Genomic DNA, 24,286 nt, shown 5'->3' with positions numbered 1-24,286 from the left:
AAGCACGGAATTACTATGAACACCGAATTCGAGCTTCGCGGGGTCAACCACATCGCGCTGGTCTGCTCGGACATGAAGCAGACCGTCGACTTCTACTCCGGCGTGCTGGGCATGCCGCTGATCAAGACCATCGAGCTGCCGATGGGCTGGGGCCAGCACTTCTTCTTCGACTGCGGCGGCGGCAACGCCCTCGCCTTCTTCTGGTTCCCCGACGCTCCCGACGGCGTGCCGGGGGTCTCGGCGCCGCGCAACCTGCCCGACCGGGGCGAGCTGGTCTCGGCCGTCGGCTCCATGAACCACATCGCCTTCGACGTGCCGCCGGAGAAGATCGAGGAGTACCGCGACCGGCTCGTCGCCAAGGGCATCGACGTGGGCGTGCTGCTGAACCACGACGACAGCGAGTTCGGCGTGGCCCCGGAGATGCACGACGGCGTGTTCGTACGCTCGATCTACTTCAAGGACCCCGACGGCGTCCTCGTCGAGTTCGCCGCCTGGACCCGGCAGGTCGGGCAGCCGGGCGACGTGCGTCACGAGCCGAGGACGGCCGCCGACCGGACCGTCCCCGGCGGGGCCGGCTGATGCCGCGCCTGCGCCGCGTGCCGCGCGCGGAGATGACCGACCCGCTCGTGACGCACTTCCACGACCGGCTGTTCTCCTCTGACAGGGAGGGCACGGCGACGGGCTCGCCGGGCGACTGGTGGGAGGTCTTCGCGCTGGACCCGAAGATCTTCCGGCACTGCGTGAAGGGCTTCCAGGTCTACCGCGAGTCCACGCTGGACCCGGTGCTGCGCGAGCTGGGCCAGACCCGGGCCGGCTGGGCGCGGCAGAGCCAGTTCGTCTACTCCCAGCACTGCAAGCAGCTCCGGGCGCTCGGCGTGCCCGAGGAGAAGGTGCGCGCGATCCCCGCCTGGCAGGTGAGCGACTGCTTCGGGGAGCTGGAGCGGGCCGTGCTGGCCTACGCCGACGCGCTGGTGCTGGACGGCGGCCGGGTGCCGGACGAGGTGTTCGCCGTGCTCCAGCGGCACCTGCCGGACGAGCAGATCCTGGAGCTGACGTACATCACCTGCCTGTACGAGATGCACGCCACGATGGCGCGGGCGCTGCGGCTGGAGTTCGACGACCGGCCGGACCCGGTGACGGAGGTGCCGGCGCCCGAAGGCTACGGCTCGCGGGACATCGCCGACAACCTGACCGGCGACTTGACCGTTCGGCGCGAGTAACCGACCGCTCACCGACCATCAGGCGGCGAACTACCCGCGAGTAACCAAGATGCGAAGCCGGGAACTGCGACGACGTGCGCGGGCGTCCCGCATGGTGAGACGATGGCTCGCCATTTAGGCCGAACCGTAATATTAACGGCACTGGGTTTAATACCACCGCAAAGTTAGTGTCCCTCCGTTGACGCCACGTGTCAGGACCGGTCACCCCCCGGTCCCTGGCCTTCGCCATCGGAGGGTCGATGACTACCGGTGAACCCGGACAGCAACGCACCGACCGCAGCCCCTGGAACTGGCTGCTGGTCCTGCCGATCGTGCTGCCGCTGCTCACGTTCCTGTTCAACGCCGACGAGCCCCGCCTGCTCGGCTTCCCGCTGTTCTACTGGCTGCAGATCGCCTTCATCGCCGTCGGCGTCACCTGCACGACGATCGTCTACAGGATGACCAAGTGAGCGGGCACACGACCGAGCTGGTCGTCTTCGTCGTCCTGTTCCTGCTCGTGACCGTCATGGGCTTCGTCGCGGCCCGCTGGCGGCGGCCGGAGAGCATCGACAGCCTGCACGAGTGGGGCCTCGGCGGGCGCAGCTTCGGCTCCTGGATCACCTGGTTCCTGGTCGGCGGCGACCTCTACACGGCCTACACCTTCGTGGCGGTGCCCGCGCTGGTGTTCGGGGCGGGCGCGCTGGGCTTCTACGCGCTGCCGTACACCGTGGTGGTCTACCCGCTGGTGTTCCTGGTGCTGACCCGGATGTGGTCGGTCTCGCACGTGCACGGCTTCGTCACGCCGGCCGACTTCGTCCGGGCCAGGTTCGGCTCGCCGACGCTGGCCCTCGCGGTCGCGATCACCGGGCTGGTCGCGACGATGCCGTACATCGCGCTGCAGCTCGTCGGCATCGAGGCCGTGCTGAAGTCGATGGGCATCACCGGCCACCTGCCGATCGTCATCGCCTTCGCGATCCTCGCGGCCTACACCTACCAGTCGGGGCTGCGCGCGCCCGCGCTGATCGCGTTCGTCAAGGACGCGCTCATCTACATCGTGATCCTGGTCGCGGTCCTCTACATCCCGACGCAGCTGGGCGGCTGGGGCTCGATCTTCGACGCGGCCGCGCAGAAGTTCGCCGCCACCCCCGCGCCCGGCGACGGCATCACGCTGAACGCCACCAACCAGCTCCAGTACGTGACGCTGGCCTTCGGCTCGGCGCTGGCGCTGTTCCTCTACCCGCACAGCCTGACCGGCGTGCTGGCGTCGAAGAACCGCAACGTCATCAAGCGGAACATGTCCGCCCTGCCCGCCTACAGCCTCGTGCTCGGCCTGATCGCGCTGCTCGGCTACATGGCCATCGCGGCCGGCACCAAGCCGGTCGTGGGCGCCAACGGCCGGCCGGACGCCAACACGATCGTGCCGCGGCTGTTCGACCAGGTCTTCCCCGACTGGTTCGCCGGCGTGGCGTACGCGGCCATCGGCATCGGCGCGCTCGTGCCCGCCGCCATCATGTCGATCGCGGCGGCCAACCTGTTCACCCGCAACATCTACCGGGAGTACCTCAACAAGGACGCCACCGACGCCCAGGAGGCCAAGGTCTCCAAGATCGTCTCGCTGGTGGTCAAGGTGGGCGCGGTGCTGTGCATCCTGCTGCTCGACCCGCAGTTCTCGATCGACCTGCAGCTCATCGGCGGCGTGATCATCCTGCAGACGCTGCCGTCGGTGGCGCTCGGCCTCTACACCCGCTGGTTCCACCGGGGCGGCCTGCTCGCGGGCTGGGCGCTCGGCCTGGCGGCCGGCATGTGGATGCTCTACCTCATCCCCAACCCGGCCAACGGCAAGGCGCACTTCGGCGGGTCGGCGTTCGGGCTGGCCAACCTGGGCTTCGACACCACGATGACGGTGTACGCCGGGTTCCTGGCGCTGATCGTGAACCTGGTGGTGGCGGTGCTCGGCACGCTGGCCTTCCGGGCGTTCAAGGTGGCCGACGGGCCGGACGCCACCCGGCGCGAGCACTACTTCGTGGACGAGGGCGACCCGCGGGTCAAGGACCTCGACCTCAGCGGCTCGCACTGACGTCAGCTACGGAGGTGGGCGGGGTTGGCGACCTCCAGCTTCGCCCGCACCGCCTGCTCCAGCGCGGTCACCAGCGCGTGGTCGTCGGGCAGGCGGTCGTCGCGGACGGCGGCGGCCAGCTCGGCGTCGTCGGCCACGCCGAGCGCGGCCAGGCGGGCGGCGTGCTCCTCCGCCTGGGCCGGGCCCAGCTCGATCTCCCGCTCCACCATGCCGAGCACGTTGATCGCGACCCGGGTGTGGAAGCGCGTGCGCCCCTCCACCGCCGGCAGCACGTCGCTCTCGAGGAAGTCGCGCACCGCGGCCACGAGCTGCGCCGCCGTGGGGACGTCGTGGGGACCCGCGGACGAGCCGGTTCGCGTCATGGCTTCCTTCTAGCACACGGCTGGTCCCTTTATCCGGGTCCGATGAGGGATACGGCTAATCTGCGCTCATGAGCACTCAGTCGCCGCCCGCGGCCCTCCCGGCACTCGCGCCCCGGCTCATCGGGGCCGAGATCTTCGTCGTGATGTCGGTCTCGCTCGGCGCGAGCGGGCTGATCGCGCTCATCCGGCTGATCGGGGCGCTCACCGCGCCGAAGGAGCTGAAGAGCCAGCAGGCCGTGCTCGTCGGCTCGATGGCCCCCGGGCGGCCGTGGCTGGACCTGTCGCTGCAGCTCGCCCAGATCGCCATCGCGGTGGCGCCGGTCGGGCTGGTGGCGTACCTGCTGGTGCGTTCCGGCGAGTCATTGCGCACGATCGGCGCGGACCTGCGCGAGCCGCGCCGCGACCTGCTGCGCGGCGCGCTGCTCGCGGCCCTGATCGGCGGCAGCGGGCTGGCGTTCTACCTGGTGGTGCAGGCCATCGGGGTCAACCTCACCGTCGTGCCCGGCGCGCTGCCCGAGGTGTGGTGGCAGGTGCCGGTGCTGCTGCTCGCCGCCGCGCAGAACGGCGTGCTGGAGGAGGTGCTGGTCGCCGGCTACCTGCTGCACCGGCTGGGGCAGGCCGGCTGGTCGCCGTGGCGGGCGGTCGTGGTGTCGTCGCTGCTGCGGGGGTCGTACCACCTGTATCAGGGGTTCGGCGGGTTCGTCGGGAACGTGGTGATGGGCATCGTGTTCGGCCGGGCCTACCAGCGGTGGGGGCGGACGATGCCGCTGATCGTGGCGCACACGCTCATCGACGCGGTGGCCTTCGTCGGGTACGCCTTCCTGCGCGGCAAGGTGAGCTGGCTGCCCTAGACCGTTGCCCCTACCGTTGACTGGGCAACGATATTCGGCTGAGATCCAGGCATGAGCTTCGCCGTGCCCGCGAGCGTCCGGCCCGTCCGCGACGCCGTCCATGCGTTCATGACCGAGCGGGTCGAGCCCGCAGAGCCGGTGCTGCACGAGGGCGGGCCCGCCGCCGAGGAGGCCCTGGCCGACCTGCGGGCCGCGGCCAAGAAGGAGGGCCTGTGGGCGCTCGGCCACCCGCGTGAGCTGGGCGGCGGCGGGCTGCCGTTCCTCGACTACGTCTACGTCAACGAGGTCCAGGGGCGCAGCGAGTTCGGGCAGCTCGCGCTCGGCACGTACACCCTCCAGGACTCGCTCATGCTGGACGAGCACGCCTCGCCCGAGCAGCGCGAGCGCTACCTGGAGCCGCTGGTGCGCGGCGACATCTCGCCCAGCTTCGCCATGACCGAGCCGGGCGTCTCCAGCTCCGACCCCACCCAGATCCGCACGAGCGCCGTGCTCGACGGGGACGAGTGGGTGATCAACGGGCACAAGTGGTTCACCACCGGGGCCTCGCGGGCGGCGTACACGACCGTGATGTGCCGCACCGAGCCCGACGCGCCGGCGCACCTGGCCTTCTCCATGATCCTGGTGCCGACCGACACGCCCGGGTACACGATCGTGCGCGACACGCCCGTGCTCGGGCTGGACGGCGCGCACTGCGAGGTGCGCTACGACAACGTCCGGGTGCCCGCCTCCAACCTGCTGGGCGAGCGGGGCCGCGGGTTCGTCATCGCGCAGAAGCGCCTCGGTCCCGGGCGCATCTTCCACTGCATGCGCTGGCTCGGGCAGGCGCAGCGGGCCTTCGACCTGATGTGCCGGCGGCTGCACGAGCGCACCGCGTTCGGCGAGCCGCTGGCGAAGAAGCAGCTCATGCGCCAGCACGTGTTCGACTCCTACGCCGAGATCCAGTCGGCCCGGCTGCTCACGCTCAACGCCGCCGAGGCGATCGACGCCGGCTCCGACGCCCGCGTGGAGATCGGCGCGATCAAGGTCGTCGGCGCGCGGATGCTGCACAACGTCATCGACCGGGCCATCCAGGTGCACGGGGCGGCGGGGCTGACGGGCGACACACCGCTCGACCGGATGTACCGGCACGCGCGGGCCGGGCGCATCTACGACGGGCCCGACGAGGTGCACATCGACTCGGTCGGGCGGCGCATCCTCGGCTCGTACGCGGCCGGCGGCAACTGGGAGTTCGGTCTCCGATGAGCGCCGACACCGTCGCCGCCGTGGTGGCGGAGGTGTTCGGCCCGCAGGCCGCCCTCCCCCACCGGGTACGGCTCCCCGGCGGCGCGTCACGGGAGACGTGGGCCCTGGACGTCGCCGCGCCCGGCGGTGAGCGGCACGAGCTGGTGCTGCGGCTCGACTCGCCCGGCGGGGCCGGGGAGGCCGGGACCACGCTGGAGGCGGAGGCGCGGCTCATGCGGGCGGCGGCCGCCTCCGGCGTGCCGGTGCCGCGGATCGTCGCTGCAGGGTCGGCGGGCGGGGCGCCGTACGTGCTGATGGAACGGGTGGACGGGGAGACGATCCCGCGCCGGATCCTGCGCGACGACGCCTACGCCGCCGCCCGGCCGCTGCTGGCCGCCCAATGCGGACGGGCGCTGGCCGCGGTGCACCGGATGCCGCTGTCCAGCCTGCCGCCCGACCCGGCCGCCGGGGAGGACCCGCTGGCGCGCTGGCGGGACGTGCTGGACCTGCTGGGTGAGCCGCACCCGGTGTTCGAGCTGGCGTTGCGGCGGCTGGCCGCGTCCCGTCCGCCCGCCGGGCCGCCCGCGGTGGTGCACGGCGACTTCCGCAACGGCAACCTCATCGTCGGGCCGGAGGGCGTGCGGGCCGTGCTGGACTGGGAGCTGGCCCACGCCGGTGACCCCCTGGAGGACCTGGGGTGGCTGTGCGTGAAGGCGTGGCGGTTCGGCTCGCCGCTGCCGGTCGGCGGGTTCGGCGGCTACGACGAGCTGATCGCCGCCTACGAGGAGGCGGGCGGCGCGAAGGTGGACCGCGACGCGCTGCGCTGGTGGGAGACGTTCGGCGTGCTCAAGTGGGGTGTCATCTGCGTCATGCAGACCATGCGGCACCTGCGCGGCGGCGCCAGGTCGGTGGAGCTGGCGGCGATCGGGCGGCGGGTGTGCGAGACCGAGTGGGACCTGCTGCGGATGCTGCGCGAGCCCGGCTGAGAAAATCCGTTGCCGCCGTGTGGTCGGGGGCCGCACCCTTGAGCGGTGGCCATCCTGCGGGCGTCCCATCTGGTCAAGCGGTTCGGGCCGGTCACGGCCGTCCGCGACGTGAGCCTCACCGTCGGCGAAGGCGAGATCGTGGGGCTGCTCGGCCCCAACGGCGCCGGCAAGTCGACGACCCTCCACATGCTGCTGGGCCTCATCACCCCCGACGCGGGCAGCGTGGAGCTGTTCGGCATGGAGCTGGCCCGCCACCGCACCGAGGCGCTCAGCCGGCTCAACTTCGCCGCCAGCTACGTGGACCTGCCCGGGGCGCTGCGGGTGGGCGAGGTGCTGGACGCCTTCGCCCGCCTCTACGCCCTGCGCCGCCCGCGCGAGCGGGTCGCCGAGCTGGTCGAGATGTTCGAGCTGGGCCCGTTCGTCAAGCGGAAGGTCATGGCGCTGTCGTCCGGGCAGCGCACCCGCGTGCAGCTCGCCAAGGCGCTGCTGAACGCGCCCCGGCTGCTGGTGCTGGACGAGCCGACGGCCAACCTCGACCCCGACGCCGGTGACCGCGTACGCGGCCTGCTGACCCGGGTGGCCGCCGAGAACGGCAGCGCCATGCTCATCACCTCGCACAACATGCGCGAGGTGGAGCGCATGTGCGACCGGGTGCACTTCCTGTCCGGCGGGGTGATCGTGGCCGCGGGAAGCGCGGCCGAGCTGGCCGGCCACTACGGGGCCGAGGACCTGGAAGAGGTGTTCCTGAAGGTGGCGAGAGGATGAGCATGTCACAGGCTTCCGCGCTGACGCTGCCGCCGCTCGGCCTCGCCGCCCGGCGCACCCGGGTCATGGGCGTGGTCCGGCGCGACTTCGCGGCGCTGCGGCGCAGCCCGGTCCGGGTCTTCGAGATCTTCTTCTGGCCCAGCGTGGAGCTGGTGCTGTGGGGGTTCATGACGCTGTTCCTGCAGGCGCAGCGGGTGCCGTTCGCGGTGTCGTTCCTGCTGGGGGCGGTGCTGCTGTGGCAGGTGCTGCAGAAGGCGAGCAACGAGATCTCGATCGCCTTCCTGGAGGACATCTGGTCACGCAACCTGCTGAACGTGCAGGTCAGCCCGCTGTCCAGCGCCGAGTATCTGACCGGGCTCGTGCTGTTCTCGCTGGGCAAGGTGATCTTCGCGCTGGCCGTGATGGCGGCGCTCGCCCTCGGCCTGTACGGCTTCGGCGTGACCGCCATCGGCGTGGGGCTGGTGCCGTTCATGGGGGTGCTGCTCGTGCTCGGCTGGTCGCTCGGGCTGGTCGGCATCGCGGCGGTGCTCCGCTTCGGCGAGAACGCGCAGGTCATCGCCTGGTCCATCGTGTTCATGGTGCAGCCGCTGGCCGGGATCTTCTACCCGGTGTCCGTGCTGCCCGCGCCGCTCCAGGCGGTGTCGGAGTTCCTGCCCGCCTCGCACGTGTTCGAGGGCATGCGCACGGTCATGGCCGGCGGCCCGGTGCCCTGGGACCGGCTGGCCTGGGCGGCCGGGCTCGACGTGGTCTACCTGGCGGCCACGGTGGGGTTGTTCGCGTGGGCGCTCACGTACGCCCGGCGGCACGGGAAGCTGTCACGCTTCGGCGAATGAGCGCGGGTCGGTGACGGCGGCCGTGATGACGTCCACCAGGCTCTCCACCACCTGGTCGCGGTCGAGGCCGGGCTGGTCCAGCCACCAGTCGCCGGTGGTCTGCACCATGCCGACGAAGGCGTGGCCGAGCACCTGCGCCCGCACCGGGTCGGGCACCACCCCCTCGGCGGCGAGCACGCCGCCCAGCTCCTCGCCGAGGCTGCGGACGAGGGAGGTGACGCGGGAGCGGGTGCGGACGTCCTCGGCCCCGGCGCGCTGGAACAGGAAGCGGTAGAGGTTGAGGTTGGCGGAGACGAGGTCGAGGTAGGCCGTGATGGTGGCCCTGGCGCGGGCCCGCAGATCGGCGCCGGCCTCGGCGAAACGCGGCCGGAGCTGCGCGATCACGGTGCGCACGTGCCGGTCGGCGAGCGCCTCGTACAGGCCGCTGCGGTCGCCGAAGTGGCGGTAGAGGATGGGCTTGGTGACGCCCGCGGCGGCGGCGATGGCGGCCATCGACACGTCGGGGCCCTCGGCCGCGATGGCGCGGTCGGCGGCGTCGAGCAGCGCCCTGCGCCGGTCGGGGTCGCGTCCGCTCACGGGCCCAGGATAGATCGCCGGCCGCGCGGGAGCAGCGCCGAGAGGACGAGGACGACGCCGATGAGCGCGTAGAGGCCGGTGATGCCGGCGAGGGTGCCGGGCGGCTCGGCCGCCTCCGTCCAGGGGGCGGCGCCGGGGCGGGCCCAGGGCAGGCCGCCGGCGTACGGGAGGGTGGCCGCGGCGGCGATGGCGCCGGTGGCGTCGAGCGCGAACAGCGTGCCGGCCGCCGCCAGCGGCAGTCCGCAGGCGAGGGCCGCCGGCGGCCAGGCGGCGAGCATCGCGACGATCGCCGCCACCGCGAGGAGGCAGCCGAGGCCGGCGGGCGACGGCCCGGCCGCCACCGTGCCCGCGCGCAGCTCCCGCGCGCCCGCCTCGGTGAGGTAGTAGACGGGGGCGAGGGCCGCCAGCCCGGCGACGGCGCCCAGCAGATGACGCAACCCACGACTCACAGGGACCAGTGTCCCCTGCTGACCCGTCCTTTACTCGGCGTTGATCGAAAGACGGGAGCCGGTCCCCTTTACGAAGTAGATTTCGGAAACGCCGCCAATTTACTGGAAAATGCTGGGACTGTTGGTACGCTCGCGCTCATGAGTGACCGGCTGGACGAGCTCGAACGGCGGATCGACGAGCTGCGGGCCGGCGTGCGCAGGGCCATGCGCGCACGGGACGGCGGCGCCGCCCGCGGCCTGCGGGCCGAGCTGCGCGCCGCCGAGCGGGCCTGGGACGCCCTGGTGGGCGGCGAGCAGCCCGAGGAGCCCGCGGCGCGGGCGGTCCCGCTGGTCACCGTGCGCGAGCAGGTCCACCAGGGGCTGCGGCTGCTGGGCGCGACCGCGCAGCCGCGCCTGGTGGTGGCGGTCAGCGAGGCGTTCCTCGGCGGCACGATCCGCAGCGCCCAGCTCACCAGCCTGCGCAGGGACGAGGAGCGGTCGTTCCGGTCGGCGCCGTTCGGGCGGCCGTACTATCTGTGCGCCGCGCTGACCGACCGCCTCTCCCCCGCCCGCGGCCTGCTCACGCTGAGCACCTGGCCGCTGGAGCGGCGCGTGGTCGGGCCACTCAGCCCCCGCGTCGACTTCCTGACCTGCGCGATCGCCGTGGCGGGGCGTGAGCAGGCCGATCCGCGGGCGGCCCGGTTACTCCTGCGCATGGCCAGGAACATCCCCGGCGCCACCGACGGCTCGCTCGGCCCGCCCGACCCGGACCGGGTGATCGCGGCGGCCCGCGCCGAGCTGGCCGTGCACGCCCCGCGCGACACGCGCGACCGCGCGGAGCTGGCGCGACGCGCCGCGCGGCAGCTTGATGACGTCGCCCGACTGTTCGGCGCCGCTACGCTGAGCACGATCAAGAAGGAGTACGCCACGTGAGCGGCTTGAAGCGCGAGGGCGACCCCGCGCACCGGCTCGACGCGCTGCGCGGCACCACGCCGCCGCGCCCCCATGACGCCCGCGCCATCGCGGCGCTCGCCGCCAACCCCGGCTGCGCCCGCCGCGCCCTCATGGACGGCGCCGGCCTCGACAAGGACGCCGCCGCCCGCCATCTCGGCTTCCCCGCGCCGTTCGGGCAGTCGCCGTTCGCGATCACCCGCGGCAACGCCTTCGAGGCGCTGGTCAAGGCCGACGGCTGCGCGGAGCTGCTGCGGATGCTGCGCGAGCTGCTGCGCCTGCCGGTCGCCGAGGTCGCCTACCACGACGTCGAGAACGTCGGCGAGAAAGCCGACGCCAGGACCGGCGCCCACCTGCGTCACGCCCACACCCGCTCGCTGATCGACCGGGCGGCGCGCGGCGAGGACGACGCCGGCACGCTCTACGACCACCCGCTGCTCGCCCTCACCATCGCCGGGCACACCGCCTACCTGGAGCCCGACGTGGTGGCCTTCCAGCTCGGCGGCCGCTTCCACATCGTGGAGATCAAGTCGTTCGCGGTGATCGACGGGCAGGCCGAGCCGTCGGCGGCGGCCGCAGCGGCCCGGCAGGCCGCGGTGTACGTCCTGGCGCTGCGCACCCTGCTGGAGGAGCTGGGCCACGACCCGCTGCGGGTCTCCCACGACGTGGTGCTGGTCTGCCCCGAGAACTTCGCCAACCGCCCGGTCGCCACCCTGGTGGACGTACGCCGCCAGCTCGCCGTGCTGCGCCGCCAGCTCGCCCGCATGACGACCCTCGACCGGCTGATGGCCGGCCTGCCCGAGGACCTCACCTTCGACCTGCGTCCCGGCGAGGACGGCCGCCCCACCCGGCCGGTCGCCGAGCTGGCCGACGCGGTGCGCAGGACCACCGCCCGCTACGCGCCGGAGTGCCTGTCCACCTGCGACCTGTGCTTCTTCTGCCGGGACGAGGCCCGCCAGGAGGGCGCCTCCGACCTGCTCGGCCGTCAGGTGCGCGACGAGCTCGGCGGGGTGGCGTCCGTGGCCGAGGCCCTGGGCCTGGCCGACGGCACCCGCGACCCGGCCGAGGGCCAGGAGGAGATCGCCCGGCTGCTGCGCAACGCCGAACGCCTGCGCAGGGAGTGCCTCGGGAGTGTGTGACAAGTGAGCCTGCTGACCTCGCTGGCCCGGCTGCGGGCCCTGGACGAGGGCATCGCCCAGCCGGTCGCGACCGTGCGGCACTGCCACCTGTCGGCGCGGCCGATGGTGTTCGTGCCGCTGCGGCTGTCCGGCGAGGCCGCCGCGCCGCTCGCCGCGATGCTCGGCGACGACCGCGACCGGCCGCGCCTGCTCGTGGTGCCCCAGCCGCGCAACCGCGACCTGCGCTTCGCGTGGGCGGCCGAGCTGGCCGGGGTGCTGCTGCCGTACGTGGAGAGCTTCACAGCTGACACCGAGACGGTCGAGCGGCGGGGCGGCGACCCGTACGAGCGGGCGCTGGACGCGCCGCAGCTCGTCGTGCCCAACACCGGCGGCGTGGCCTTCACCCGGCTGCTCGGCCGCTCCACCCGTTTCCGCCGCGCCGACGGCCCCTACCCGGTGCCGGAGTCGGTGCCGCTGCTCGGGCGGTGGCTGACGTACTTCGCCGAACGGGCCGCGTACCCGGGGTCGTCGCTCATGCTGGCCGCGACGGAGGAGCTGGGCCGGCACTGGGCGAGCGGGCAGAGCGGGCTGGAGGACGGCAACCTCGCCTCCCTGGTCGCGTGGATCACCGAGGGGCCGCGCGAGGAGGCCGAGGACCCGCTGGTGTGGCCGCCCGCCGGTCCGGCGACGGACCCGGGGTTCGACGCGGAGGTGCTGGCCCCCGCCATCGAGAGCGGGTCGGCCGAGCGGGTCACGGAGGCGCTGCGCACCCAGCTCGCGCCGACCTGGCGGCTGATGTGGCGGGCGCTCGACCTGCTGGCCGGGCTGGAGCCTGGGGCGAGCGTGGCGCAGCGGTGGGAGCAGGACCGGGCCTCGTTCAGCGCCATGGCCGAGAGCGTCGCGGAGGGCGGCCCGCCGCAGCCGCGCAGGGACGGCGCGGTGGCCGCCGCGGCCCGGCTCGCGCGCATGGAGCGCGCCCAGGCCGCCTACGAGGTGCAGCGCGCCTACGACGACCCGCTGGTGATGGCCGAGTACCGGCTGACCGGCGAGGCGTTCGCCGGCGAGGTGGTGGAGACCGTCCCCGACAACGCCGAGGGCGAGGGCCGCTCGCGCAAGCTGCGCCCGCTGGTCGTGGTCAAGACCGACGACCCGGTGCTGCTGCCGGTCGGCACGGCGCTCGGCACCCCGGAGCGCCGCGCCCAGGGCGCGGAGCTGGTCGAGGCGCACGAGGGCCTGGTCACCATCAAGATCACCAAGGGCATGGGGCGGGGGAAGACGGCCGCTCCGGGTTCGGTGCCCGACGTCGGCGAGCGGGTCTGCTACACCTCGCTCACCGGCGACTTCCAGGGCTCGCCCGGCCTGCCCGACGCCGAGGCCACGCCGTGGACGCACGGCGGGCCGCCCCAGCAGTACGTGCCCGACGACGAGGACGCCCAGGAGGAGTGGTCGTGACCGCCAGCCCGCCGGAGCGCAGCCCGGAGCAGGTCATCGCGGACGTGCTGGCCGACCTGCCCCGGCATCGGGGCGTGGTCGTGGACTCGCCGCCGGGCGCGGGCAAGTCCACGCTGGTGGTGCGCGCGGCGGCGCACCTCGCGGCCACCGGCGAGCCGCTGATGATCGTCGCCCAGACCAACGAGCAGGTCGACGACCTGGTGGTGCGCATCTGCGACAAGCACCCGCACCTGACGGTCGGGCGGCTGTCGGCCGGCGCGTACGCGCCACCGCCGCGCCTGCTGGAGCTGGCCGGGGTCCGGGTCGGCACGCGGGTGCAGGATCTCGGCGATCCGGACATCGTCATCGCCACGGCCGACAAGTGGGCGTGGATCGGCGACAGGAAGTGGCCGTGGGCGATCGTGGACGAGGCCTACCAGATGCGCTCGGACAAGCTGCTGCGCATCGCGGGGCTGTTCGAGCGGGCATTGTTCGTGGGCGATCCCGGGCAGCTCGACCCGTTCTCGATCGTCGACGGTGACCGCTGGTCGGGGCTGTCGTGGGACCCGCTGCAGAGCGCGGTGTCGGTGCTGCTGCGGCACAACCCGGACCTGCCGGTGCACCGGCTGCCGGTGTCGTGGCGGCTGCCGGCGACGGCCGCGCCGGTGGTGTCGCGGGCGTTCTACCCGTTCACCGGGTTCCGCTCCGGCACCGGGCCGGGCGAGCGGCGCATGGAGCTGGTCACCGGCGGCCTCGGCACCCCGCACGACCGGGCGCTGGAGGAGGCGGCCCGCTCCGGATGGGCGCTGCTGGAGCTGCCGGAACGGCACACCGTGCGCACCGACGGCGAGGCGGTGCGGGCGGTGGCGCTGCTGGCGGCGCGGCTGCTGCAGCGCGGCGCGGTGGCGGGCTCGGAGCAGGGCGAGCGGCCGGTCACCGCCGACCGGATCGCGGTCGGGGCCGCGCACCGCGACCAGGTGGCGGCGATCCGCGCGGCCGGCCTGCCGCCGGAGATCACCGTGGACACCGCCAACCGGCTCCAGGGCCGCGAGTACGACGTGACGATCGTGCTGCACCCGCTGTCGGGGCGGCGCGACGCGACGGCCTTCCACCTGGAGTCGGGGCGGCTGTGCGTGCTCGCCTCCCGGCACCGGCACGCCTGCGTGGTGGTCGCCAGGGCCGGGATCGCCGAGCTGCTGGACGCCCACCCGTCGGCCGAGCCGGTGCAGCTCGGCGTGCCGGTGAAGTTCCCCGACGGGTGGGAGGCCAACCAGGCGGTGCTGGAGCACCTGTCGCGGCACCGGGTCCGGGCGGGCCAGGGCCAGATGTACGGCTAGAGCCTGCGGCGCCAGACGTCGATGCCCATCACCGGGCGCATGCCGGCCGACTCGTACAGGCCGAGCGCCGGGGTGGTGTTGTTGCTGTCCACGTGCAGGATCGTGCCCTTCCTTCCGCGGGCGGCGTCGGCGGCGAAGGCGTGCCGGAGCATGAAGCGGCCGAGACCCTGACCGCGGAACTCGGGCAGCACGGCGAGTGTGGCGACGTAGCCGCAGCCCTGGTCGGGCAGGAACTGGTCGGTGCCGATCACCACCGCGGCCGGGCGGCCGTCGATCCTGGCCAGGGCGAGCTGGCTCCAGTCGGTGGAGCTGTGGGCCTGGCGGCGTTCGTACCACTGCTCGTAGGTGACGGGGACGAACCCGAAGTGATCGGCGAAACCCTCCTGGTGGACGCGGTGCGCCTCGCGCCGCACCTCCTCGCTCTCCCCGGAGTGCAGCGTCAGCCCGGCGGGCGGGGCGGGCGGCTCGACGGGGCCGTCGAAGTCGATCCGCATGCGGTGGAAGCCGGTGCCCGGCTCGAAGCCGTGCTCCTTGGCGATGACCTGCTTGCCCTGGTCGGCGCGGTAGATGCCGAGGTGGAGGGTGGCGCCGTCGTGGCCGCGCTCGGCGGTCAGCTCGCGGGCGCGGCCGAGGACCTTCTCCCAGAGCGGCTCGGTCAGCTCCTCGGCTCCGGGACGGACGATGACGTCCAGGTCGACCAGGTCGCTGTCGCCGTTGGCGCAGGCCCAGGCGTAGGCGAGCAGCCGGCCGCCGGGCTCCTCGGCGACCCAGCCGTCGCGGTCGAGGTCGAATTCGGGCTCGGCGAGCTCGTCCTCGACGTCCTGGAGGGTCATGTCGGGGCCGCCGAGCACGGCGGTCTCGTACGCCGCGACGAGGTCGTACAGGGCGGCCGCGTCGTCCGGGCGCGGTCGTCGGAAAGTGTGCATGGGGACAATTGTCGTCAAAACCCCCAGCTGGCACCTCTCCTTTTTTCGCCGAATAAACTGGACATCTCCTTACCGGCCGTCAAGTCAGAAAATGGTGCACAGTGCGGGCAGACACACGGACCCGTATTCAGGAGGTCGCGCTGCGGCTCTTCACCGAGCAGGGGTACGAGGCGACCTCGCTGCGGGAGATCGCCGAGGAGCTGGGCGTCACCAAGGCCGCGCTCTACTACCACTTCAAGACCAAGGACGACATCGTGGCGAGCCTGGTCGACCTGCGCGTGGCCGAGATCGAGGAGCTGGTGGAGTGGGCGCGGGAGCGCCCGAAGACGTCCGCGACGCGCCGCGAGCTGCTGGAGCGCTACGCCGCGAACCTGACCCGGCCCAGCCACCTGGAGGTCACCCGGTTCCTGGAGCGCAACCAGACGGCGCTGCGCGAGCATCCGAAGCTCATCAAGATGCGCGAGGCGATGCTGGCGCTCACGGCCGAGCTGAGCGAGCCGGGCGCGACGCCGGTGGAGCGGATCAGCCGGTCGCTGGCGCTGTTCGCGCTGCACGCCGGCAAGTGGATGACGGCGCAGGACGGCCTGACCGAGGACGAGATCGCCGAGGCGTCCATGGAGGTGGCGCGGCGGCTCGCGGACATGTGATCCCGGGGAGGCCCGGTTCCGCCGCCGACGATTGGGCTCCGCGATCTCGGGCAGAAGGTCGCCACGCGTTCCGCAAGGAAGGAGAAGTCGTGGAGGCCTCGATAGCGCTCCGGCTGCCCAGGGATGCCGCGAGCGTCCCGCTGATCAGGCAGATGCTGGACGGCACTCTGCGCTCGCTCGGCGTGGAGAGCGGGATCCGCGACGACATCGAGCTCATGCTCACCGAGGCCTGCTCCAACGTGATCCGGCACGCCGAGCCGAGCGACGAGTACACCGTCAGCGCCACCGTCCACGACGACCGGTGCTTCATCCGGGTCGTCGACACCGGGCACGGCTTCGACCCCGACACGCTGCAGGAGCCGAAGCCGGGGGCCGAGCACGGACGCGGGCTGATGATCATGCGGGCGCTCGCCGACGACATCCGCTTCACCAACAAGCGGGAGAACGGCGCGATGGTGTGCCTGGAGAAGCGCCTCCGGTACCAACCCGGGGCCGCCGGGCCCCACCTGATGTCAGCGGACCACCGCTCCTCCCCCGCCTCGCGCTGACGCCCTCCCCTGGCTTCAGCGCCTTCGGCGTGCTCGTTCATTCTCATTATCGATAGTGATAACGTGTGGGGTGTGAGGACATCCCCAGAGCGCTGGGCGCAGCTGGCGCTGCACCCCGTGCGCATCCGCATCCTGCGCGCCGCGGCCGGCGCCCGCCGCACGTCGTCCGACCTGGCGGGCCTGCTGCCCGACGTGCCGCAGGCGACGCTGTACCGGCACATCGCCACGCTGGCGCAGGCCGGCCTGCTGCAGGTGGTGGAGGAGCGCAAGGTCGGCGGCGCGACGGAGCGGGTGTACGCGGTGCCGGAAGGCGGCGTCACCCCCTCCCCCGAGGCGCTGGCCTCGGCCTCCCCCGAGGAGCACGCGCGGTACTTCACCGCGTTCGTGGCCAGCCTGCTGTCGGAGTTCTCGCGCTACCTCGCCAGGGAGCACATCGACCTCGTGGCCGACGGCGTCGGCTACCAGCAGCTGGTGCTGCACCTGGACGACGAGGAGTTCGTACGTTTCGCGCAGGGTTTCGCCGGCCTCGTCCAGCCCCTGCTCGCCAACCAGCCGGCGCCGGGACGCACACCCCGGCTGCTGGCCACGATGTTGCTCCCCCTGACGGAAGAAGGTTGACATGGCGACGGTCATCATCGACGGCGGCTCGATCATCGTGGAGTTCGGCCCCTGGGAGCGGTTCTTCGCCGGCCGCGCCCGGCACGTCATCCCCCTGGCGTCCGTGCGGGAGGCGGTCGCCACCGGGCAGCCGCTGCGCGTCCCGCGTGGCGCGCGCAGCGGGCTGGCGGTGTCGGGCCACACCAAGATCGGCGTCTGGGGCCTGTACGGCGGCCCCCGTCAGCTGGTGGCGGTCAACCGCCACCTGCCCGGGCTGCGGCTGCTGCTGGACCGCGCGGGTTCGGGCGGCGAGTTCGACGAGGTCGTGGTCTCGGTCCCCGGCGCCGACCGGCTCGCCGAGACCATCCGGGCGACGGCCGCATGAGCGGCGTCGAGGTCCGGAGCCTGACCAAGAGGTACGGCGCGCTCACCGCCGTCGACGACCTCAGCTTCACCGTCAGGCCGGGAGCGGTCACCGCCTTCCTCGGCCCCAACGGCGCCGGCAAGACCACGACCATGCGCATGATGGTCGGCCACGTCGCACCCACCTCCGGCGGCGTGACGATCGGCGGGCGGCGCTACCGCGACCTGCCGCGCCCGACGAGCGTCGTGGGGGCGGCCTTCGACGCCGCCGCCTTCCATCCGCGCCACTCGGCCAGGGACCATCTCAGGATCTACGCGGCGATGGGCGGGCACCCGTCCCGCCGGGTGGATGACCTGCTCGGCCTGCTCGGCCTGGCGGCGGCGGGCGACCGCGCGACGGGCGCCTACTCGACCGGCATGCGGCAGCGGCTCAGCCTGGCCACCGCCCTGCTGGGCGACCCCGGCGTCCTGCTGCTGGACGAGCCGGGCAACGGCCTGGACCCCGAGGGCACGGCCTGGCTGCGCGCGTTCCTGCGCGAATTGGCCGGGGAGGGCCGCGCCGTCCTGGTCTCCAGCCACGCGCTGGGCGAGGTCCAGCAGGTCGCCGACGACGTGGTGGTCATCCGGCGGGGCCGGCTGCTGGCCGCCGGGGCGCTGAGCGAGCTCGCCGGCGCGGGGCACGTCGTACGGGTGAGCAGCCCGGACGCGGACCGGCTCGCCCGCGTCCTCGCGCCCGCCGCCCGAGGGATCGACCGCGACGGGCCCTGCGACCTGCGGGTGCACGGGCTGGAGCCCGCCGAGATCGCCGGCCTGGCCGCGGCGCACGAGCTGCCCGTCCACGGCCTGGCCGCCTGCCCGCCCAGCCTGGAAGAGCTCTTCCTGGACCTGACCGGCGAACGGACGGACGCATGAGACCCCTGATCCACGCGGAGCTCCGCAGGCTGCTCGCGACCCGGCTGTGGCTGGGCACCCTGCTCGTGGCCGCCCTGCTCGGCGGCGGCATGGTCGGGCTGCTGGCCCTCGTCGGGCCGGAGAACTTCGACCCGCCGATGCCGGGGCTGCACACCGAGGCGGGGGTACGGGCCGTGCTCGGCTTCCTCGGCTTCACCGCCTTCGTCCCTGCCGCCGTCGGCACCCTGGCCCTGACCTCCGAGTACCGGCACCGCACGATCACCGTCACGTTCCTGTACGCCCCGGACCGCTGGCGGGTGCTGGCCGCAAAGCTCGTGACGTACGGGCTGGCCGGCGTGGTCTACGGGCTCGTCCTGTCGGGCACCGCCGCCGTGGCGCTGTTCGGCGCCGCCGCGGCGCGCGGCGTCACCCTGGGCCTGGACGCGGGGACCGTCGCCGAGCTCCTGGCCCGCCTGGCGGTCGCGATGGCCGCCTACACGGTGCTCGGCGTCGGCATGGGCGCGCTGATCCGCCACCAGGTCGCGGCGCTCTGCGTGGTGGTCGGCTACCTGTACGGGGCGGAGCTGATCCTCGTCACGATCCCGGGCGTCCGCCACCTCTATCCCCTGCTGCCCGGCGGCGCGACGGCGGCGCTCACCGACTTCACCGCCGTGGCCGACGCCCTGGCCCAGCAGCTGTCCAGCGAGCCCGTCCGCCTGCTGTCCCCGCCGGCCGGAGCGCTGGTGCTGCTCGGATACACGGCGCTGGCGAGCACGGCCGCGCTGCTCAGACCCCTGCGCCGCGACGTCGCCTGACCTCCAGGGAGAAGTGGCGGCGCAGGCGCGGGGTGCGGCCGCTCAGCTCGCCGCGCCGCCGCTCGGGGACGCTCTCGCCGCTCAGCTTCACCGTCAGCCGCCGCTCCCGCCCCGTCAGCCGCCGCCACAGCCGCGGCAGGGGGAGCATGGAGCCGGCCATGACCATGAACGCCACCAGGGCGATCACGGAGATGACGGCGATCGCAAGGGCGATGAGCAGCAGCACGACCAGCAGGGACCCGATGGCGCCGAGCACGTCCAACATCTGGCGAAGAGTTCCCGATCATCAGCCGGTTATGCCAACTCATGCGGATATAACGCACTTACTCGTCGCAGGAGATGGGCGCGCTCAGTCCCCGACCAGCCCCGACTGGTCGAGCCGGCCCGGCAGCAGGTCGAGCCGGCGCAGGATCACGCCCTCGCGCAGCGCCCACGGGCACACCTCCAGGCTGTCCACCTCGAACAGGTCCATGGCCGCGTCCGCGACCAGCGCGCCCGCCGCGAGCTGCGCCGCCCGCCCCTCGGACACGCCGGACAGCCGCGCCCGCTCGGCCGTGCTCATGGCGGCGAGCTTGGTCACCCATTCGGCGGTGTCCTGCCGGGTGAGCCGGCGGGGCACGTACAGGCCCTCGTTGGTGGGCGCGGCCCCGGCGATCCTGGCGAGCTGCTTGAAGGTCTTGGAGGTGGCGACGGCGCGGTCGGGCCGCCCGTAGCGGGCGACGGAACCGACCGTGCGGGCGACCTCGGTGCGTACGTGCCGCCGCAGCCTGCGCACCTCCTCGGCGGACGGCGGGTCGGCGGTGAACCAGTCGCGGGTCAGCCGCCCGGCCCCCAGCGGCAGCGAGACGGCCACGTCGGGCTCCTCGTCCACGCCGGCCGCGATCTCCAGCGAGCCGCCGCCGATGTCGAAGGCCAGCAGCCGCCCCGACGACCAGCCGAACCACCGGCGCACGGCGAGGAAGGTCAGCCGGGCCTCGTCGCGCCCGGACAGCACCTCGATGTGCACGCCGCAGCCGTCCTCGACGCGGGCCAGCACCTCCTCGCCGTTGGCCGCCTCGCGCACGGCGGAGGTGGCGAAGGCGAGCAGGTCCTCCACGCCCTTGTCCTCGGCCAGCTCGACGGCTTCCTTGACGAACGCGCACAGCCGCTCGACGCCCCGCTCGGCGAGCCGGTTGTCCTCGCCGAGGTATTCCGTGAGGCGCAGCTCCTCCTTGTGCGAGTACGCGGGGATGGGCCGGGCGCCGCGGTGGGCGTCCACGACGAGGAGATGCACCGTGTTCGAGCCGATGTCCAGCACGCCGAGTCGCATGGGAAGACGCTACCGTTCTGCCGGATTCATGGCATAACGCGAGGGGTGACCAGCGGCGGCCGCGTGATCGGGGGCATGGTTCAAGGGCTACCCTTCCTTACTGGTATGACACGTTTGGGGGGACTTTGAGCGCTTGCTGTGGCCCGAGCAGGGAGGGCGCCGCCACGCCGCAGCCGCGGCCGGCCGTCCTGACCGCGCGGCGGTCGGCGCCGCCGCGCGGCATGGTACGCATCCCGGGCGGCATGTTCCTCATGGGCGGCGACGACTGGGACGCCCGCCCGGAGGACGGCGAGGGACCGGTCCGCGAGGTGCGGCTGGACCCGTTCATGATCGATCCCACGTGTGTGACGAACGCCCAGTTCGCCACCTTCGTCAAGGAGACGGGCTACGTCACCGAGGCCGAGCGGATCGGCTGGTCGTTCGTGTTCCGCCAGTTCGCCCGCGCGGGCGTCATCGACGCGACCGTGCCCGGCGCGCCCTGGTGGGCGGGCGTCGAGGGGGCCGCCTGGCGCACCCCGGAGGGGCCGGGCTCGTCGATCGGCCCCCGGCAGAACCACCCCGTCGTGCACGTCTCGTGGAACGACGCGAACGCCTACGCCGAGTGGGCGGGCAAGCGGCTGCCCACCGAGGCCGAATGGGAGATGGCCGCCCGCGGCGGGCTGGAGCGCAAGCGTTTCCCCTGGGGCGACGAGCTGGCGCCGAACGGGCGGCAGCGGTGCAACATCTGGCAGGGCCACTTCCCCACCGCGCCGAGCAAGGGGACGATGCCGGTCAAGTCGTTCCAGCCGAACGGCTACGGGCTCTACAACGTCGCGGGCAACGTCTGGGAGTGGACCGCCGACTGGTGGGGCACGGCGTGGGAGCCGTACGCGGAGAACCCGGCAGGGCCGGCCGAGGGCACGGCGAAGGTGATCCGCGGCGGGTCGTACATGTGCCACGACTCCTACTGCAACCGCTACCGGGTGGCCGCGCGCACCTCCAACACCCCGGACTCGGCGACCGGGCACACCGGTTTCCGCTGCGCGGCCATACTCTGATCGCATGTCACGAACCCTGCGACTGTTGATCACCGGCGGCGGCACCGGCGGTCACACCTACCCGGCCCTGACGACGCTGTCCGCCTTCCAGCGCCGCCAGGTGCCGCACGACGTGCTCTGGGTCGGCACCGCGAACGGCCTGGAGGCCAGGATCACGGCCGAGCACGGCATCCCGTTCAAGGCGATCACGACCGGCAAGCTGCGCCGCCGCCCCAACCTCCGGGAGCTGGGCACCAACATCGCGGACGTGTTCCGCATCCCCGTCGGGGTGTTCCAGGCGATCGGGCACGCGGCCCGCTACCTGCCCGACGTGGTGCTGTCGACCGGCGGCTACGTGGCCGTGCCCATCGGCGTGGCGGCCAAGCTGATCCGCCGCCCGCTCGTCATGCACGAGCAGACGACCGTCGTCGGGCTGGCCAACCGGATCCTGTCGCGCCTCGCCACCCGGATCGCGCTGTCGCACGAGTCGTCGCTGGAGCACCTGCCCGCCTCCGCCCGCGCCAAGGCCGTGGTGACCGGCAACCCGGTGCGGCCGGAGCTGCTGGCCGGCGACCGGGCGGCGGCCTACGACCTGTTCGGGCTGACGTTCGAGGTGCCGCTCATCTACGTGACCGGCGGCGCGCAGGGCAGCAAGCAGATCAACACGCTCATCGCCGAGATCCTGCCGCGGCTGCTGCCGCACGCGCAGGTCGTGCACCAGTGCGGGCCCAACTGGATCGAGCAGATGCGCGCGGTGCCGGTGCCCGCCGAGCTGGCCGACCGCTACCACCCGGTGCCGTACGTGGGGGCCGAGCTGGCCGACCTGTTCGCCGCGGCCGACGTGGTGATCGCGCGCAGCGGCGCGGGGACGGTCTCGGAGCTGACCGCGATCGGCAAGCCGGCCGTGCTGATCCCGCTCATCCCGACCGGCGGCGACGAGCAGCGCAAGAACGCCGGCTACCTGGCCTCGGCGGGGGCGGCGCGGGCGCTGCTGGAGCCGCACCCGACGCCCGACATGCTCCTCGCTGAGCTGATGCCGCTGCTGGCCGACCCCGGGCTGCGCGCCGCGATGGGGCAGGCCGCGGCCAAGCTGGGCCGCGTGGACGCCGCGGACGCCCTGTGCGACCTGCTGCTGGAGGCGGCCCACACAGGCGGCGCCGGCGTGGGTCAGGGCTCGCCCGGTGCTCCCGGCACCTCTTTCGGCGCTCCCGGGTCCAGGTAGCGGAAGGCCTCGCGGGCGGAGCTCACGCTCCGCCTGAGCGCCTGCTCCAGCCGGTCGGCGTCGGCCGCCAGCCGGTCCAGCTCGGGCACCGCGAAGCCGTCCGCGCCGGTCTCGGCGACGAGTTCCTCGTACTGGTGCAGCCGCCCGCGCAGCTCCTCGATCTGCTCGTGGGCGAGGTAGGCGCGCTCGGCCTCGGTGACGTTGGCGGCGTAGCGCTCCAGCGCCTCGACGCGGGCGAGCACGGCGTCCTCGCTGCCGTCGAGCGCGCGGGCCAGCGGCTCGGCGACGGCCTCGACCTCGGGCGTGAGGCCGCGCGAGACGGTCTCGCGGTGCTTGGCGCGCAGCGCCGACAGCTTGGCCAGCAGGCGGGCGATCTCCCACTCCTCGGCGGGCAGCATCACCGCGTTGCGGGCGTCGTCCAGCAGGCCCTCGGTGTTGACGCGGGAGCCGGTGACGGTGGCGACGGCCCGCTGCGCGCGGGCCAGCAGCCGCCTGGCGGACTCGTCGAGGTCATCGAGGAGCACGTAGTGGCCCTCGTGCCAGCGCAGCAGCTCGTACGTCTCGCGCTCGGTGTCGTCCTCGTCGTCCCCGGACAGGTCCTGGCGGGCGAACAGCACGATCACCATGGGGATGCCGAACAGCACGAGGACGAGCAGGCCGAGCCCCCTGATCGCGGCGCCGAGCCCGAGCAGCAGCCCGAAGAAGACCACCCCGGCGAAGACGCCCACCATGCCCCGGTGCGCGCCCGGCGAGGCCCTGCGCGGCTGGGGTGCCCAGCCCTGGCGCATCTTGACCAGCACGCGCCGGGACTGCCTCAGCACCTGCGCGTCGTCCGGTGGTATCTGGGGATCGACCACCATATCCGCCACAAAATCGGATCCTAAGCCAAATCACCCCCCAAGGTGGCGAAAAGCCTCGTGAGCCGAGCTGACGCTGTCGCGTAACGCCTGCTCAAGGCGGCCGGCCTCCTCGGACAATCCGTCGAGCTCCGGGACGGCCGCGCCGTCGGCGCCCGACTCCACGAGCAGCTCCTCGTAGCGGGGCAGGCGGGCGCTGAGCCGCTCGATCTGCCGCCGGGCGCGGTAGGCGCGCTCGGCGTCGGCGACGTGCCCCGCGTAGCGTTCCAGCGCCTCGACGCGGGCCAGCACCGCGGCCTCGCTGCTGTCCAGGGCCTCGGCGAGCGGCCCCGCCACGGCGGCCACCTCGGGCGTCACCCCCTCGGCGATCACCTCCTGGTGCTCGGCGCGCAGCGCCGACAGCTTGGCCAGCAGGCGGGCGATCTCCCACTCCTGCGCGGGCAGCATCACCGCGTTGCGCACGTCGTCCAGCAGGCCCTCGGCGTTGATCCGGGAGGCCGTGATCTGCTCGACGGCCGCCCCCGCGCGGGCCAGCAGGGCGCGGGCGGGCTCGTCGAGGTGCTCGTCCAGGACGTAGCGGCCCTCGTGGCCGCGGGCGTGCTGGTGGACCTCGCGTTCGAGGGCGCGGCGGCGCTCGATCCCCGCGTCGGTACGCGGCCGCAGCAGCACGGCGACGGTCAGCACGGCCGCGCCCGTCATGGTCATCGCGAAGGACGTGTAGCGCTCGGCGGCGAACAGCGCCAGGCCGTACAGGGCGAGCACCGCCGCCACCACGCCGGTGCCGACGCTCACGGCCAGGCCGAGTGTGGGGTCGGGGCCCTTGGGCGGGGGCCGCCAGCCCTGGTGGACGCGGGCCAGCAGGGCGTGGTTGGCGCGCAGCAGGTCGGCGACCTCGCGGGAGAGCGCCGGATCGACGACGACCTTCGCGGGGCGGCCGGGCAGGATGTCGGTCATGGCGCG

29 protein-coding genes are annotated in these 24,286 nt (G+C 73.3%); 21 read left to right on the top strand and 8 right to left on the bottom strand.

Annotation, left to right across the window (positions count from 1 at the left end):
* Positions 1 to 15 precede the first annotated feature (15 nt).
* The 4 genes from AC27IY_RS14685 (at position 16) to mctP (ending at position 3,276) form a co-directional block, all read left to right on the top strand.
* Complete coding sequence (locus tag AC27IY_RS14685) at positions 16 to 579, top strand: VOC family protein (RefSeq protein WP_364456138.1); 564 nt, start codon at positions 16 to 18, stop codon at positions 577 to 579.
* Positions 579 to 1,220 carry a carboxymuconolactone decarboxylase family protein gene (locus AC27IY_RS14680; RefSeq protein ID WP_487178271.1) on the top strand — a complete coding sequence of 214 codons (642 nt, stop codon included), beginning with the start codon at positions 579 to 581 and terminating at the stop codon, positions 1,218 to 1,220. Before AC27IY_RS14685 ends, AC27IY_RS14680 begins: the two co-directional genes overlap by 1 nt.
* 239 nt (positions 1,221 to 1,459) lie before the next feature.
* A complete protein-coding gene (locus tag AC27IY_RS14675; protein WP_344206163.1) occupies positions 1,460 to 1,669 on the top strand; it encodes a DUF3311 domain-containing protein in 210 nt (69 codons plus the stop codon).
* Positions 1,666 to 3,276, top strand: a complete 1,611-nt coding sequence (gene mctP / locus AC27IY_RS14670; RefSeq protein ID WP_487178270.1) for a monocarboxylate uptake permease MctP — start codon at positions 1,666 to 1,668, stop codon at positions 3,274 to 3,276. Before AC27IY_RS14675 ends, mctP begins: the two co-directional genes overlap by 4 nt.
* 2 nt (positions 3,277 to 3,278) lie before the next feature.
* Here the strand turns inward: mctP and AC27IY_RS14665 are convergent, their stop codons facing one another.
* On the bottom strand, positions 3,279 to 3,638 hold the full coding sequence (locus tag AC27IY_RS14665; RefSeq protein ID WP_487178269.1) for a DUF6285 domain-containing protein: 360 nt from the start codon (positions 3,636 to 3,638) through the stop codon (positions 3,279 to 3,281).
* 68 nt (positions 3,639 to 3,706) lie between these two features.
* On the opposite strand from AC27IY_RS14665, the gene AC27IY_RS14660 reads away from it, so the two are divergent.
* The 5 genes from AC27IY_RS14660 to AC27IY_RS14640 are packed head-to-tail and all read left to right on the top strand — an operon-like array spanning position 3,707 to position 8,294.
* A complete protein-coding gene (locus tag AC27IY_RS14660) occupies positions 3,707 to 4,489 on the top strand; it encodes a CPBP family intramembrane glutamic endopeptidase (RefSeq protein WP_364456147.1) in 783 nt (260 codons plus the stop codon).
* A 51-nt stretch (positions 4,490 to 4,540) separates the two neighbouring features.
* Positions 4,541 to 5,731: an acyl-CoA dehydrogenase family protein gene (locus tag AC27IY_RS14655; RefSeq protein ID WP_487178268.1), complete on the top strand. Its 1,191-nt coding sequence runs from the start codon at positions 4,541 to 4,543 to the stop codon at positions 5,729 to 5,731.
* Positions 5,728 to 6,696, top strand: coding sequence for a phosphotransferase family protein (locus tag AC27IY_RS14650; protein WP_487178267.1), 969 nt, complete (start codon positions 5,728 to 5,730; stop codon positions 6,694 to 6,696). The genes AC27IY_RS14655 and AC27IY_RS14650 overlap by 4 nt, the downstream gene beginning before the upstream one ends.
* Positions 6,697 to 6,741: 45 nt before the next feature.
* Positions 6,742 to 7,461, top strand: a complete 720-nt coding sequence (locus AC27IY_RS14645; protein ID WP_344206154.1) for an ABC transporter ATP-binding protein — start codon at positions 6,742 to 6,744, stop codon at positions 7,459 to 7,461.
* Entirely contained in the window at positions 7,458 to 8,294 is an 837-nt protein-coding gene (locus AC27IY_RS14640) for an ABC transporter permease (protein ID WP_487178266.1), read from the top strand. The genes AC27IY_RS14645 and AC27IY_RS14640 overlap by 4 nt, the downstream gene beginning before the upstream one ends.
* Here the strand turns inward: AC27IY_RS14640 and AC27IY_RS14635 are convergent.
* Positions 8,277 to 8,870 (bottom strand): TetR/AcrR family transcriptional regulator, encoded by a 594-nt coding sequence (locus AC27IY_RS14635; RefSeq protein ID WP_344206151.1) that lies wholly within the window; start codon positions 8,868 to 8,870, stop codon positions 8,277 to 8,279. The two genes, AC27IY_RS14640 and AC27IY_RS14635, sit on opposite strands and share 18 nt — an antisense overlap.
* Entirely contained in the window at positions 8,867 to 9,319 is a 453-nt protein-coding gene (locus tag AC27IY_RS14630; protein WP_423471697.1) for a hypothetical protein, read from the bottom strand. The genes AC27IY_RS14635 and AC27IY_RS14630 overlap by 4 nt, the downstream gene beginning before the upstream one ends.
* Before the next feature lie 138 nt (positions 9,320 to 9,457).
* On the opposite strand from AC27IY_RS14630, the gene AC27IY_RS14625 reads away from it, so the two are divergent.
* Genes AC27IY_RS14625 through AC27IY_RS14610 form a run of 4 tightly spaced genes read left to right on the top strand, consistent with a single transcriptional unit; the run spans position 9,458 to position 14,135 of the window.
* Positions 9,458 to 10,231: a hypothetical protein gene (locus AC27IY_RS14625; RefSeq protein WP_344206148.1), complete on the top strand. Its 774-nt coding sequence runs from the start codon at positions 9,458 to 9,460 to the stop codon at positions 10,229 to 10,231.
* Positions 10,228 to 11,388: a hypothetical protein gene (locus AC27IY_RS14620; RefSeq protein WP_344206147.1), complete on the top strand. Its 1,161-nt coding sequence runs from the start codon at positions 10,228 to 10,230 to the stop codon at positions 11,386 to 11,388. The genes AC27IY_RS14625 and AC27IY_RS14620 overlap by 4 nt, the downstream gene beginning before the upstream one ends.
* Positions 11,389 to 11,391: 3 nt before the next feature.
* Complete coding sequence (locus AC27IY_RS14615) at positions 11,392 to 12,819, top strand: hypothetical protein (protein WP_344206146.1); 1,428 nt, start codon at positions 11,392 to 11,394, stop codon at positions 12,817 to 12,819.
* Positions 12,816 to 14,135 carry an AAA family ATPase gene (locus AC27IY_RS14610; protein ID WP_487178265.1) on the top strand — a complete coding sequence of 440 codons (1,320 nt, stop codon included), beginning with the start codon at positions 12,816 to 12,818 and terminating at the stop codon, positions 14,133 to 14,135. The genes AC27IY_RS14615 and AC27IY_RS14610 overlap by 4 nt, the downstream gene beginning before the upstream one ends.
* Here AC27IY_RS14610 and AC27IY_RS14605 read toward each other — a convergent pair.
* Positions 14,132 to 15,061, bottom strand: a complete 930-nt coding sequence (locus AC27IY_RS14605; RefSeq protein ID WP_487178264.1) for a GNAT family N-acetyltransferase — start codon at positions 15,059 to 15,061, stop codon at positions 14,132 to 14,134. The genes AC27IY_RS14610 and AC27IY_RS14605 overlap by 4 nt on opposite strands.
* A gap of 101 nt (positions 15,062 to 15,162) precedes the next feature.
* On the opposite strand from AC27IY_RS14605, the gene AC27IY_RS14600 reads away from it, so the two are divergent.
* The 6 genes from AC27IY_RS14600 (at position 15,163) to AC27IY_RS14575 (ending at position 18,922) form a co-directional block, all read left to right on the top strand.
* Complete coding sequence (locus AC27IY_RS14600) at positions 15,163 to 15,708, top strand: TetR/AcrR family transcriptional regulator (protein ID WP_423471703.1); 546 nt, start codon at positions 15,163 to 15,165, stop codon at positions 15,706 to 15,708.
* Positions 15,709 to 15,797: 89 nt separating this feature from the next.
* Positions 15,798 to 16,256, top strand: coding sequence for an ATP-binding protein (locus AC27IY_RS14595; protein WP_487178263.1), 459 nt, complete (start codon positions 15,798 to 15,800; stop codon positions 16,254 to 16,256).
* Between the two features lie 72 nt (positions 16,257 to 16,328).
* A complete protein-coding gene (locus tag AC27IY_RS14590) occupies positions 16,329 to 16,874 on the top strand; it encodes a helix-turn-helix domain-containing protein (protein ID WP_344206137.1) in 546 nt (181 codons plus the stop codon).
* A gap of 1 nt (position 16,875) precedes the next feature.
* Positions 16,876 to 17,238 carry a hypothetical protein gene (locus AC27IY_RS14585; RefSeq protein ID WP_487178262.1) on the top strand — a complete coding sequence of 121 codons (363 nt, stop codon included), beginning with the start codon at positions 16,876 to 16,878 and terminating at the stop codon, positions 17,236 to 17,238.
* Positions 17,235 to 18,128: an ATP-binding cassette domain-containing protein gene (locus AC27IY_RS14580; RefSeq protein ID WP_487178261.1), complete on the top strand. Its 894-nt coding sequence runs from the start codon at positions 17,235 to 17,237 to the stop codon at positions 18,126 to 18,128. Before AC27IY_RS14585 ends, AC27IY_RS14580 begins: the two co-directional genes overlap by 4 nt.
* Positions 18,125 to 18,922: an ABC transporter permease gene (locus AC27IY_RS14575; RefSeq protein WP_487178260.1), complete on the top strand. Its 798-nt coding sequence runs from the start codon at positions 18,125 to 18,127 to the stop codon at positions 18,920 to 18,922. The genes AC27IY_RS14580 and AC27IY_RS14575 overlap by 4 nt, the downstream gene beginning before the upstream one ends.
* Here the strand turns inward: AC27IY_RS14575 and AC27IY_RS14570 are convergent.
* Complete coding sequence (locus AC27IY_RS14570) at positions 18,894 to 19,187, bottom strand: hypothetical protein (protein WP_487178259.1); 294 nt, start codon at positions 19,185 to 19,187, stop codon at positions 18,894 to 18,896. The genes AC27IY_RS14575 and AC27IY_RS14570 overlap by 29 nt on opposite strands.
* Positions 19,188 to 19,271: 84 nt before the next feature.
* Positions 19,272 to 20,231, bottom strand: coding sequence for a Ppx/GppA family phosphatase (locus AC27IY_RS14565; RefSeq protein ID WP_487178258.1), 960 nt, complete (start codon positions 20,229 to 20,231; stop codon positions 19,272 to 19,274).
* 221 nt (positions 20,232 to 20,452) lie between these two features.
* On the opposite strand from AC27IY_RS14565, the gene AC27IY_RS14560 reads away from it, so the two are divergent.
* Positions 20,453 to 21,268 (top strand): formylglycine-generating enzyme family protein, encoded by an 816-nt coding sequence (locus AC27IY_RS14560; RefSeq protein ID WP_487178316.1) that lies wholly within the window; start codon positions 20,453 to 20,455, stop codon positions 21,266 to 21,268.
* A gap of 4 nt (positions 21,269 to 21,272) precedes the next feature.
* Positions 21,273 to 22,469 carry a UDP-N-acetylglucosamine--N-acetylmuramyl-(pentapeptide) pyrophosphoryl-undecaprenol N-acetylglucosamine transferase gene (locus AC27IY_RS14555; RefSeq protein ID WP_364456190.1) on the top strand — a complete coding sequence of 399 codons (1,197 nt, stop codon included), beginning with the start codon at positions 21,273 to 21,275 and terminating at the stop codon, positions 22,467 to 22,469.
* Here the strand turns inward: AC27IY_RS14555 and AC27IY_RS14550 are convergent.
* Positions 22,415 to 23,329, bottom strand: a complete 915-nt coding sequence (locus AC27IY_RS14550; RefSeq protein WP_487178257.1) for a hypothetical protein — start codon at positions 23,327 to 23,329, stop codon at positions 22,415 to 22,417. The two genes, AC27IY_RS14555 and AC27IY_RS14550, sit on opposite strands and share 55 nt — an antisense overlap.
* A gap of 30 nt (positions 23,330 to 23,359) precedes the next feature.
* Positions 23,360 to 24,280, bottom strand: coding sequence for a hypothetical protein (locus tag AC27IY_RS14545; protein ID WP_344206125.1), 921 nt, complete (start codon positions 24,278 to 24,280; stop codon positions 23,360 to 23,362).
* Positions 24,281 to 24,286: the final 6 nt, after the last annotated feature.

The sequence above is a fragment of the Nonomuraea sp. B208 genome, assembly GCF_057536035.1.
The sequence above is the reverse complement of the archived record's forward strand: the minus strand, read 5'-3'. Positions and strand labels throughout refer to the sequence as shown.

What these genes read in the sequence shown, in the direction of transcription:
- AC27IY_RS14585 (WP_487178262.1), top strand. Translation starts at nt 16,876, where the DNA reads ATGGCGACGGTCATCATCGACGGCGGCTCGATCATCGTGGAGTTCGGC.
- AC27IY_RS14605 (WP_487178264.1), bottom strand. Translation starts at nt 15,061, where the DNA reads ATGCACACTTTCCGACGACCGCGCCCGGACGACGCGGCCGCCCTGTAC.
- AC27IY_RS14570 (WP_487178259.1), bottom strand. Translation starts at nt 19,187, where the DNA reads ATGTTGGACGTGCTCGGCGCCATCGGGTCCCTGCTGGTCGTGCTGCTG.
- AC27IY_RS14545 (WP_344206125.1), bottom strand. Translation starts at nt 24,280, where the DNA reads ATGACCGACATCCTGCCCGGCCGCCCCGCGAAGGTCGTCGTCGATCCG.
- AC27IY_RS14660 (WP_364456147.1), top strand. Translation starts at nt 3,707, where the DNA reads ATGAGCACTCAGTCGCCGCCCGCGGCCCTCCCGGCACTCGCGCCCCGG.
- AC27IY_RS14555 (WP_364456190.1), top strand. Translation starts at nt 21,273, where the DNA reads ATGTCACGAACCCTGCGACTGTTGATCACCGGCGGCGGCACCGGCGGT.
- AC27IY_RS14655 (WP_487178268.1), top strand. Translation starts at nt 4,541, where the DNA reads ATGAGCTTCGCCGTGCCCGCGAGCGTCCGGCCCGTCCGCGACGCCGTC.
- AC27IY_RS14560 (WP_487178316.1), top strand. Translation starts at nt 20,453, where the DNA reads ATGGTACGCATCCCGGGCGGCATGTTCCTCATGGGCGGCGACGACTGG.
- AC27IY_RS14640 (WP_487178266.1), top strand. Translation starts at nt 7,458, where the DNA reads ATGAGCATGTCACAGGCTTCCGCGCTGACGCTGCCGCCGCTCGGCCTC.
- AC27IY_RS14685 (WP_364456138.1), top strand. Translation starts at nt 16, where the DNA reads ATGAACACCGAATTCGAGCTTCGCGGGGTCAACCACATCGCGCTGGTC.
- AC27IY_RS14680 (WP_487178271.1), top strand. Translation starts at nt 579, where the DNA reads ATGCCGCGCCTGCGCCGCGTGCCGCGCGCGGAGATGACCGACCCGCTC.
- AC27IY_RS14665 (WP_487178269.1), bottom strand. Translation starts at nt 3,638, where the DNA reads ATGACGCGAACCGGCTCGTCCGCGGGTCCCCACGACGTCCCCACGGCG.
- AC27IY_RS14580 (WP_487178261.1), top strand. Translation starts at nt 17,235, where the DNA reads ATGAGCGGCGTCGAGGTCCGGAGCCTGACCAAGAGGTACGGCGCGCTC.
- AC27IY_RS14565 (WP_487178258.1), bottom strand. Translation starts at nt 20,231, where the DNA reads ATGCGACTCGGCGTGCTGGACATCGGCTCGAACACGGTGCATCTCCTC.
- AC27IY_RS14625 (WP_344206148.1), top strand. Translation starts at nt 9,458, where the DNA reads ATGAGTGACCGGCTGGACGAGCTCGAACGGCGGATCGACGAGCTGCGG.
- AC27IY_RS14650 (WP_487178267.1), top strand. Translation starts at nt 5,728, where the DNA reads ATGAGCGCCGACACCGTCGCCGCCGTGGTGGCGGAGGTGTTCGGCCCG.
- AC27IY_RS14675 (WP_344206163.1), top strand. Translation starts at nt 1,460, where the DNA reads ATGACTACCGGTGAACCCGGACAGCAACGCACCGACCGCAGCCCCTGG.
- AC27IY_RS14550 (WP_487178257.1), bottom strand. Translation starts at nt 23,329, where the DNA reads ATGGTGGTCGATCCCCAGATACCACCGGACGACGCGCAGGTGCTGAGG.
- AC27IY_RS14575 (WP_487178260.1), top strand. Translation starts at nt 18,125, where the DNA reads ATGAGACCCCTGATCCACGCGGAGCTCCGCAGGCTGCTCGCGACCCGG.